Source organism: Halomonas sp. (genome assembly GCF_033549285.1).
In the GTDB taxonomy this organism is placed as follows: domain Bacteria; phylum Pseudomonadota; class Gammaproteobacteria; order Pseudomonadales; family Halomonadaceae; genus Halomonas.
This window is the reverse complement of sequence record NZ_JAWSUJ010000147.1, coordinates 1-6,378: the sequence shown is the minus strand read 5'-3', so window position 1 is coordinate 6,378 and position 6,378 is coordinate 1. Positions and strand designations below refer to the sequence as shown.

The 6,378-nt window shown below is 67.5% G+C and carries 8 protein-coding genes and 1 pseudogene; 4 read left to right on the top strand and 5 right to left on the bottom strand.

The window, feature by feature from the left end; all coding sequences use genetic code 11:
- A pseudogene (locus tag SCI24_RS20190) lies at nucleotides 1-309 on the bottom strand (hypothetical protein); the annotation flags it as partial.
- 165 nt (nucleotides 310-474) lie between these two features.
- On the opposite strand from SCI24_RS20190, the gene SCI24_RS20185 reads away from it, so the two are divergent.
- Nucleotides 475-954, top strand: coding sequence for a host attachment protein (locus tag SCI24_RS20185; RefSeq protein WP_318727081.1), 480 nt, complete (start codon nucleotides 475-477; stop codon nucleotides 952-954).
- A gap of 52 nt (nucleotides 955-1,006) precedes the next feature.
- Here SCI24_RS20185 and SCI24_RS20180 read toward each other — a convergent pair whose 3' ends face one another.
- Nucleotides 1,007-1,933, bottom strand: a complete 927-nt coding sequence (locus SCI24_RS20180) for a LysR family transcriptional regulator (protein WP_106231082.1) — start codon at nucleotides 1,931-1,933, stop codon at nucleotides 1,007-1,009.
- Between the two features lie 157 nt (nucleotides 1,934-2,090).
- Here SCI24_RS20180 and SCI24_RS20175 point away from each other — a divergent pair, with 157 nt between their 5' ends.
- Nucleotides 2,091-2,867, top strand: a complete 777-nt coding sequence (locus SCI24_RS20175) for a ferredoxin--NADP reductase (RefSeq protein WP_318727080.1) — start codon at nucleotides 2,091-2,093, stop codon at nucleotides 2,865-2,867.
- A gap of 110 nt (nucleotides 2,868-2,977) precedes the next feature.
- Here the strand turns inward: SCI24_RS20175 and glnK are convergent, their stop codons facing one another.
- The 3 genes from glnK to SCI24_RS20160 form a co-directional block, all read right to left on the bottom strand.
- On the bottom strand, nucleotides 2,978-3,316 hold the full coding sequence (glnK, locus tag SCI24_RS20170; RefSeq protein WP_106231080.1) for a P-II family nitrogen regulator: 339 nt from the start codon (nucleotides 3,314-3,316) through the stop codon (nucleotides 2,978-2,980).
- Between the two features lie 153 nt (nucleotides 3,317-3,469).
- Nucleotides 3,470-4,720: an ammonium transporter gene (locus tag SCI24_RS20165; protein WP_318727079.1), complete on the bottom strand. Its 1,251-nt coding sequence runs from the start codon at nucleotides 4,718-4,720 to the stop codon at nucleotides 3,470-3,472.
- 39 nt (nucleotides 4,721-4,759) lie between these two features.
- Nucleotides 4,760-5,098 carry a P-II family nitrogen regulator gene (locus tag SCI24_RS20160; protein ID WP_106231078.1) on the bottom strand — a complete coding sequence of 113 codons (339 nt, stop codon included), beginning with the start codon at nucleotides 5,096-5,098 and terminating at the stop codon, nucleotides 4,760-4,762.
- A 291-nt stretch (nucleotides 5,099-5,389) separates the two neighbouring features.
- Between SCI24_RS20160 and SCI24_RS20155 the strand changes: the two genes are divergently transcribed.
- Both SCI24_RS20155 and SCI24_RS20150 read left to right on the top strand, forming a co-directional pair.
- Nucleotides 5,390-5,731, top strand: coding sequence for an accessory factor UbiK family protein (locus tag SCI24_RS20155; RefSeq protein WP_318727078.1), 342 nt, complete (start codon nucleotides 5,390-5,392; stop codon nucleotides 5,729-5,731).
- 70 nt (nucleotides 5,732-5,801) lie between these two features.
- A partial coding sequence (locus tag SCI24_RS20150; RefSeq protein WP_318727077.1) for a magnesium chelatase domain-containing protein occupies nucleotides 5,802-6,378 on the top strand: 577 nt, incomplete at its 3' end.

Sequence of the window (6,378 nt, the reverse complement as noted above, 5' to 3'; positions counted from 1 at the left end):
CGCCGGGCGCCGCTCCCAGGAGCGGGTGACCACGGCGCCGGGGGCGAAGCCGGGGCGCTGGGCGCCCAGGTGGTGGGGCAGCAGCCAGAGCTCGGCCAGCAGGCGCAAGGCCACGGCAGCCAGCAGCCAGCAGCCCCCGGCCAGGGCCACGGCCGGCCAGGCGGAGACCCAGTCGACGGGGGCGAGCCAGGGCGTGCGCGGGGCCAGCCACAGGGCCGCGCCGGCCAGCAGGCCGAGTTGCAGCAGCAGGTGGCAGGTCAGCAGGGTGGTGCGGGCCAGCGGCCGGCGGGGAAACAGGAACTGTCGCATCGGGGTCCTCCCGGGGGATGCACATCGTGGTGATGAGTCGCGCCGACTTCCCTGCCGGCCAGGGCAGGATGCTACCCCAGATCCCGTCGCCCTGCAGTCTTCGCGTATCGCCAGGTTGACCAACGGGGGTGGGCTTGCCAATGTGGAACGAGAGGCGGAAGTGGGGTGTCCCGTCGGGAGGACTTCCGCCAACTCACCCAGCATCAAGGAGCGGCTATGACAACCTATATCGTGGTGGCTGATGCGGCGCGGGCTCGACTGTTCACCCGCAATGGACTCAAGGTCAGCGAGCAGGACAGCCTCGTCCATGCCGAGGGACGCATGCACGAGGGGGACCTGGTGACGGACCGCGGTGGCGACGTCCACGAGTCGACTTCGACGACGGCGCGCAGCGCCGGCGGGGAGAATGTCGCGACCCAGCACCACGAGGAGATCTTCGCCCGCGAGGTCGCCGAGCGGCTCTATCGCGCCCGCGTCGACAACACCATGGAGAAGCTGATCCTGGTGGCACCGCCGCGCTTCCTCGGCCAGCTGCGGGACAAGGTCGATGGCCCCACCGCCAAGCTGGTGATCCACACCCTGGCCAAGGATCTCACCAAGGCCTCCCTCGCCGATATCCAGGAGGCGGTCAGCGACCTGCGCTAGCCACGCGCTGGTCCTTACCCACGGCCCGGCCCTGTCGCCGGGCCGCGCTGCGTCAGGGCACCTGGGGCAGGTCGATCTGGTCGCTGCGGCGGATGCCCTCGGTCATCTGCCGGCACAGCTTGAGGAATTCGCGCATGCCGGTGGCCAGGTACTTGTGGCGGTGCCAGATGAAGGTGAACTGGCGGCTCAGGTCCAGCTCCGGGGTGGCGATGGGCACCAGGCTGCCGCGGCGGAAGGCGTCGCGCAGGGCCAGCTTCGAGACGCAGCCGATGCCGAGCCCCGACTCCACCGCCCGCTTGATGCCCTCGGTGTGTTCCAGCTCCAGCAGGATATTGAAGCGCCCGCGGCGGTGACGCGCCGCCTGCTCCAGGGTCAGCCGGGTGCCGGAGCCCTGCTCGCGCATGATCCAGGCCTCGCGCAGCAGGCGGTCCAGCTCCACCGGGCCGGCCGTGGCGAGCGGATGGCGGGGCGAGCAGAACACCGCCAGCTCGTCCTCCACCCAGGGCTGGGTGATCACGTCCTCCTCCTCGCACTGCCCCTCGATCAGCCCCAGGTCGAGCCCGTGCTGGCGAACGCTGTCGATGATGGTCCGGGTATTGCGCACCGAGAGGCGCACCCGGCTGCCGGGATGGCGCTGCATGAAGTCGCTGATCAGCAGGGTCGCCAGGTAGTTGCCGATGGTCAGGGTGGCGCCCACGTCCAGGGTGCCGATGCCCTGTTGGCCACGCAGCAGCTCCTCCACCTCCTCGGCCCGGTCGAGCAGGGCCACCGCCTTGGGCAGCAGCTGGAAGCCCAGGGCATTGAGCTTGAGGCGCTTGCCGATGCGGTCGAGCAGCCGGCAATCGAACTGCCGCTCCAGCTCGGCGAGGGCGGTACTGGTCGCCGACTGGGAAAGCGCCAGGGCGCGGGCCGCCCGGGAGACGCTCTCGTGCTGGGCCACGGCGACGAAGACTTCCAGCTGGCGGAGGGTGTAGCGCATGACGCTCCTCGGCGGGTTTGATATCTAGAGCTGATATCCACAGTATAGATAAGTGTTATCCATACAATCCATTTAACAGATATTGCGCCGGCTCTTAGAATTGCACTCAAAGATTGGCTGTCCGATCTATTCTTTTCTGGAATATCAAGGAGTCGGCATGAGCAAGTTTGCGCTTGAGGACGTTCTGAGTGTGCACCACTGGAACGATACCCTGTTCAGTTTCCGGACCACCCGCGAGCGCAGCCTGCGCTTCAAGAACGGCCAGTTCGTGATGATCGGCCTCGAGGTGAACGGCAAGCCGCTGATGCGGGCCTACTCCATTGCCAGCCCCAACTACGAGGACCACCTGGAGTTCTTCAGCATCAAGGTGCCCGACGGCCCCCTGACCTCGCGGCTCCAGCACCTCAAGGTGGGGGACCAGATCATGGTCAGCCGCAAGCCCACCGGCACCCTGGTCACCGACGACCTGCTGCCGGGGCGCAACCTCTACCTGCTCTCCACCGGCACCGGCCTGGCCCCGTTCATGAGCCTGATCCAGGACCCGGAGGTCTACGAGCGCTTCGAGAAGGTGGTGCTGGTGCACGGCGTGCGCAACGTCAGCGAACTGGCCTACGCCGACTTCATCCAGAAGGACCTGCCCGCCCACGAATACCTCGGCGAGGAGATCAGCGAGAAGCTGGTCTACTACCCCACCGTGACCCGCGAGACCTTCCACACCATGGGGCGGCTGACCGACCATATCCGCAGCGGCAAGCTGGCCGAGGACACCGGCCTGCCGGCCATCGATCCCAAGCAGGATCGCGCCATGATCTGCGGCAGTCCGGCGATGCTCGATGACACCAGCGACCTGCTCGACGAGCTCGGCTTCACCATCTCGCCGCGCATGGGCGAGCCGGGGGACTACGTCATCGAGCGGGCCTTCGTCGAGAAGTAAGCGCCGAGCTTCAAGCAGCAAGTAGAAAGAAAACCGCCTCCATGACTCTGGTCACGGAGGCGGTGTCATATAAGGCTGCCTTGCAGCTTGCAGCTTGCAGCTTGCAGCTGTCAGACGGCGTCCTTGCCCGTTTCGCCGGTACGGATGCGGATGACCTGCTCCAGGGCGGTGACGAAGATCTTGCCGTCGCCGATCTTGCCGGTATTCGCGACCTGGGTGATGGCGTCGATCACCTTCTCGGCCATCTCGTCGTCCACGGCCACCTCGAGCTTCACCTTGGGCAGGAAGTCGACCACGTACTCGGCGCCGCGATAGAGCTCGGTGTGGCCCTTCTGGCGCCCGAAGCCCTTGACCTCGGTGACGGTGATGCCCTGGACGCCGATCTCGGAGAGCGACTCCCGTACGTCGTCGAGCTTGAACGGCTTGATGATGGCGGTCACCAGTTTCATGGTCTTGATCCTCGTCCTGTCCGTTGGTCGGTGGCGCTGGCCGCCACCCCTGCTGGGTTCATTGTGCCAGAGCATACACCCGGTGCGGGAGGAATAAAAAAGGCCCCCCGAAGGGGGCCAGGAGGAGCGTGCCCGCTCACTCCGGGGCCTGGCTCACTTCTTGGAGGCGCTGAACTCGGGGTAGGCTTCCAGCCCGCACTCGGTCAGGTCGACGCCCTCGTACTCTTCCTCCTCGGTGACCCGGATGCCCATCACGGCCTTGAGGATCAGCCAGACGACCAGGCTGGCCACGAACACCCAGACGAAGATCCCGAGGATGCCGATGATCTGGGGGCCGAAGCCGGCCTCGGCGTTGGTGAAGGGGACCGCCAGCACGCCCCAGATGCCCACCACGCCGTGGGCGGAGATGGCGCCCACCGGGTCGTCCAGCTTGAGCTTGTCGAGGACGACGATGGAGGTGACGACCAGCAGGCCACCCACGACACCGATCAGCACGGCGCCCAGGGCGCTGGGCGACAGCGGGTCGGCGGTGATGGCCACCAGGCCGGCGATGGCGCCGTTCAGGGCCATGGTCAGGTCGGCCTTGCGGAACCACAGCTTGGCCAGGACCAGGGCGGCGATCACGCCCCCGGCAGCGGCCGCATTGGTGTTGACGAACACCTGGGCCACGTTGTTGGCGGAGGCGACGTCGGACATCTTCAGCTCGGAGCCGCCGTTGAAGCCGAACCAGCCCATCCACAGGATGAAGGTACCCAGGGTGGCCAGCGGCAGGTTGGCGCCGGGAATGGCGAAGATGCTGCCGTCCTTGCCGTACTTGCCCTTGCGCGGACCAAGCACCAGCACGCCGGCCAGGGCCGCGGCGGCACCGGCCAGGTGCACGATGCCGGAACCGGCATAGTCGGAGTAGCCGACCTCGGCCAGCCAGCCGCCGCCCCAGGTCCAGTAGCCCGACACCGGGTAGATGAAGCCGGTCATGACCACCGCGAAGGCCAGGAAGGCCCACAGCTTCATGCGCTCGGCCACGGCACCCGAGACGATGGACATGGCGGTGGCCACGAACACCACCTGGAAGAAGAAGTCCGAGCGCATCGAGTAGTAGGGGGCGTCGTCACCACCGGCCAGTACCGCGTCGACGCCGTTCTCGCTGCCGATCAGTGCGCCGAGGCTGGGCAGGACGCCGCCCGCGCCGCTCGAATACATCAGGTAGTAGCCCACCAGCAGGTACATGGTGCAGGCGATGGCGAACAGGGCGATGTTCTTGGTCAGGATCTCGGCGGTGTTCTTGGAGCGCACCAGGCCCGCCTCGAGCATCGAGAAGCCGGCAGCCATCCACATCACCAGGACGCCGCAGATCAGGAAGTAGAAGGTATCGAGCGCGTAGCTCAGCTCCGGTAATTCGACCATGGGGGTCTCTCCACGTCAGGAATGGGAAGGGGGCGTCGGTCAGACGGCGTCGGCGCCGCGCTCGCCGGTGCGGATGCGGATGACGTCCTCCAGCGGCGTGACGAAGACCTTGCCGTCGCCGATCTTGCCGCTGTTGGCCGCGCTGCAGATGGCATCGAGCACCGTCTCCAGCCGCGAGTCGTCCACCGCGACCTCGACCTTCACCTTGGGCAGGAAGTCGACGACGTACTCTGCACCGCGATAGAGCTCGGTGTGGCCCTTCTGGCGACCGAAGCCCTTGACCTCGGTGACGGTGATGCCCTGGACGCCGTTGTCGGCGAGTGCCTCGCGCACGTCGTCGAGCTTGAACGGCTTGATGATGGCAGTGATCAGCTTCATCCCGGATCTCCCCTGCTGGATGTCGGCGGCGTGATGCCGCGCGATGAGTGGCTGACCTGTCCAAGCGCAAACCGTGCCATCTCCTGGAATATATCTTTTATATCAGTATGTTATTTAAGGTATCGGGGCAGGTTGCCGGCAGGGGGGAGGGCAGTGTCGCCACGGCTGCCCTGTTGTGGTGCGCGGTCGTGGTGCGCATGCTCCACAAGGGGGCGGCGGTGAAGAATGCGCCGGGCGAGGGCCTTGCGTATCCTGTGGGCAGGCATCCCATCACGATTCAGGAGAGACACCATGGTGAGCCATGATCGCATCAGCCGCCTGGCCCAGCAGATCGGCGACCGCCTGCAGGGCGCTTCCCAGGCCCCGGAAGAGGTACAGAAGGGGATCCAGCAGGTGGTGAAGGGCGCCTTCGATCGCCTGGAGCTGGTCTCCCGGGAGGATTTCGACATCCTGATGGACGTCCTGCAGCGCACCCGGGCGCGGGTCGAGGCGCTGGAGACGCAGGTGGCGGCCCTCGAGGCGGCGCTGGACGGCAACGCCTCGCAGGAGTCGACGCCGAGCGAGCCTCTCGCCGCGCTGCCGGAAGCGCCGAGCCCCGAAGAGGATGCCGGCGCCGGTGAGACCGACCGCTGATCCCCCATCGCCGGGCATACCCTGGTGGCCTGGGCTAGCCTGAGGTCAGACGGGCTGCGAGGGATCGCCGATGACGCTGGCAATCATCCACACCCGGGCCGGCCTCGGCCTCGAGGCGCCCGAGGTGCTGGTGGAGGTGCACCTGGCCAATGGACTGCCCGGCATGACCCTGGTGGGCCTGCCGGAGGCAGCCGTGAAGGAGAGCCGTGAGCGGGTGCGCAGTGCCCTGGTGAACGCCGGCTTCGACTTCCCGCTGAGGCGCATCACCCTCAACCTGGCGCCCGCCGACCTGCCCAAGGAGGGGGGCCGCTTCGACCTGCCCATCGCCCTGGGCCTGCTGGTGGCCTCCGGCCAGGTGCCGCCCGAGGCGCTGGCGGGCGTCGAGTGCGCGGGTGAGCTGGCCCTGGATGGCCGCCTGCGCCCGGTGTCCGGCGTCCTGCCGCTGGCCATGGCGACACACCGCGCCGGCCGGCGCCTGATCGTGCCGCGGGCCAACGCTGACGAGGCGGCCCTGGCCGGCGACCTTGAGGTGCTGCCCGCGGATCACCTGCTGGAGGTGGTGGCCCACCTGCTGGGCCAGGCGCCCATCTCGCCCCACCGCGCCCCGACTGCCGTCCTGGCCCCCGAGGCGGGTCCCGACCTGGCGG